This window comes from Chthonobacter albigriseus (genome assembly GCF_013839445.1).
Taxonomy (GTDB): Bacteria; Pseudomonadota; Alphaproteobacteria; order Rhizobiales; family Pleomorphomonadaceae; genus Chthonobacter; species Chthonobacter albigriseus.
This window is the reverse complement of the sequence record NZ_JACDIT010000015.1, coordinates 1-2,727: the sequence shown is the minus strand read 5'-3', so window position 1 is coordinate 2,727 and position 2,727 is coordinate 1. Positions and strand designations below refer to the sequence as shown.

Here is a 2,727-nt window from a genome sequence, read left to right as displayed (position 1 = left end):
TACGCCTTCTCGCGCTACCGCTTCCTCGGCGACAAGCACCTCTTCTTCTGGCTGCTCACCAACCGCATGGCGCCGCCGGCCGTGTTCGTGCTGCCCTTCTTCCAGCTCTACTCGTCCTTCGGCCTGATCGACACGCACATCGCCGTCGCCATCGCGCACTGCCTGTTCAACGTGCCCCTCGCCGTCTGGATCCTGGAAGGCTTCATGTCGGGCGTGCCCAAGGAGATCGACGAGACCGCCTACATCGACGGCTACTCCTTCCCGACCTTCTTCGTGAAGATCTTCATGCCGCTGATCGCCTCGGGCATCGGCGTCGCGGCCTTCTTCTGCTTCATGTTCTCCTGGGTCGAGCTGCTGATCGCCCGCACCCTCACCACCACCGACGCCAAGCCGATCGCCGCCACCATGACCCGCACGGTCTCCGCCTCGGGTCTGGACTGGGGCGTGCTCGCCGCGGCCGGCGTCCTCACCATCATCCCGGGCGCGCTCGTGATCTGGTTCGTCCGCAACTACATCGCCAAGGGCTTTGCCCTCGGCCGCGTTTGAGGAGGTCTCCGATGGACTTCTCCTGGATGGCCTGGACCTGGCCGACCGCGCTCTTCTTCGGAACCATCGCCCTGCTCATCGCGGCGATGGGCGTCTGGGAGTTCGCCTCGCCCGGCGGGCACCCCCGCGTCGGCGTGCTGCGCTTCGAGACCACGCGCGGCGACCGCCTGTTCGTTTCGCTTCTCGGCAGCGCCTTCATCCACCTCGCCTGGCTCGGCCTCGTCGGCCCCGGTCTGTGGTGGGCGCTTGCGCTGTCGATCGTCTACGCGCTCGCCGTCTTCAGGTTCGTCTGAAGCCGGCGGTGCGATCCGTTTTTCAGGTCCGCGAGGGGGGCGAGTGGGAGTTCCCCCAACTCCGCGGGGGCCTGGGAGAAAGCCGGGGAACGACCGCTGCCACGGTCGCCCCCGAGTTGAGGAAGCCCCGGCATGAAGCCGGGCCCAAGGGAGGACACGTGATGCATAAGCTTCTTATGACCTCGGCTGCCGCCGCGGTCGTCATGGCGTTCGCATCCCCCGCCTTCGCAGATGTAGAAGCTGCGAAGAAGTGGATCGATAGCGAATTCCAGCCCTCCGCCTTGTCCAAGGAGGAGCAGCTGGCCGAGATGGAGTGGTTCATCAAGGCCGCCGAACCGTTCAAGGGCATGGAAATCAAGGTCGTTTCCGAGACGATCACCACCCACGAATACGAGTCCAAGACGCTCGCCAAGGCGTTCGAGGAAATCACCGGCATCAAAGTGACGCACGACCTCATCGGCGAGGGCGACGTCGTGGAGAAGCTGCAGACGCAGATGCAGTCCGGCGAGAACGTCTACGACGCCTACATCAACGACTCCGACCTGATCGGCACCCACTGGCGCTACCAGCAGGCCCGCAACCTCACCGACTGGATGGCCGGCGAGGGCGCCTCCGTCACCAACCCGGGCCTGGACATCGACGACTTCGTCGGCAAGTCCTTCACCACCGCCCCGGACGGCAAGCTCTACCAGCTGCCCGACCAGCAGTTCGCCAACCTCTACTGGTTCCGCTACGACTGGTTCAACGACCCGGCGATCAAGGAGGAGTTCAAGGCCAAGTACGGCTACGACCTCGGCGTTCCGGTCAACTGGTCGGCCTACGAGGACATCGCCGAGTTCTTCACCGGTCGCGAGATCGACGGGAAGAAGGTCTACGGCCACATGGACTACGGCAAGAAGGACCCCTCGCTCGGCTGGCGCTTCACCGACGCCTGGCTGTCGATGGCCGGCAACGGCGACAAGGGCATCCCGAACGGCGTCCCGGTCGACGAGTGGGGCATCCGCGTCAACGAGAACTCCCAGCCGGTCGGCTCCTGCGTCGCCCGCGGCGGTGACACCAACGGCCCGGCGGCCGTCTACTCCATCCAGAAGTACCTGGACTGGCTCGGCAAGTACGCCCCGCCGGAAGCCCAGGGCATGACCTTCTCCGAATCCGGCCCGGTGCCGGCCCAGGGTGCGGTCGCCCAGCAGATCTTCTGGTACACCGCCTTCACCGCCGACATGGTCAAGGACGGCCTGCCGGTCGTGAACGCGGACGGCACCCCGAAGTGGCGCATGGCCCCCTCGCCCCACGGCGTCTACTGGAAGGAAGGCATGAAGCTCGGCTACCAGGACGCCGGTTCCTGGACGCTGCTGAAGTCGACCCCGGTCGATCGGGCCCAGGCCGCCTGGCTCTACGCCCAGTTCGTGACGTCCAAGACCGTCGACGTGAAGAAGAGCCACACCGGCCTCACCTTCATCCGCGAGTCGACGATCCGCCACGAGAGCTTCACCGAGCGCGCCCCCAAGCTGGGTGGTCTGGTCGAGTTCTACCGCTCGCCGGCCCGCGTCCAGTGGTCCCCGACCGGCACCAACGTGCCTGACTACCCCAAGCTGGCCCAGCTGTGGTGGCAGGCGATCGGCGACGCCTCGTCGGGCGCCAAGACCGCGCAGGAAGCCATGGACGGCCTCTGCGCCGAGCAGGAGAAGGTGCTCTCCCGTCTGGAGCGCGCCGGCGTCCAGGGCGACATCGGGCCCAAGCTCAACGAAGAGCAGAGCCTGGAGTACTGGGTCGAGGAAGCCAAGAAGAACGGCACCCTCGCGCCGCAGCCCAAGATCGAGAACGAAAAGGAAAAGCCCATCACCGTCAACTACGACGAGCTCGTGAAGAGCTGGGCCGACGCCAAGCA

Annotated in this window: 3 protein-coding genes; all 3 read left to right on the top strand. The window is 65.9% G+C overall.

From position 1 onward, the window contains the following. The coding region (locus HZ321_RS21430; RefSeq protein ID WP_181704464.1) for a carbohydrate ABC transporter permease at nt 1–546 on the top strand (546 nt) is incomplete at its 5' end. A gap of 11 nt (nt 547–557) precedes the next feature. Beyond that, nucleotides 558–839 carry a DUF2160 domain-containing protein gene (locus HZ321_RS21425; protein WP_181704463.1) on the top strand — a complete coding sequence of 94 codons (282 nt, stop codon included), beginning with the start codon at nt 558–560 and terminating at the stop codon, nt 837–839. Nucleotides 840–1,000: 161 nt separating this feature from the next. Continuing rightward, a partial coding sequence (locus HZ321_RS21420; protein WP_181704462.1) for an ABC transporter substrate-binding protein occupies nt 1,001–2,727 on the top strand: 1,727 nt, incomplete at its 3' end.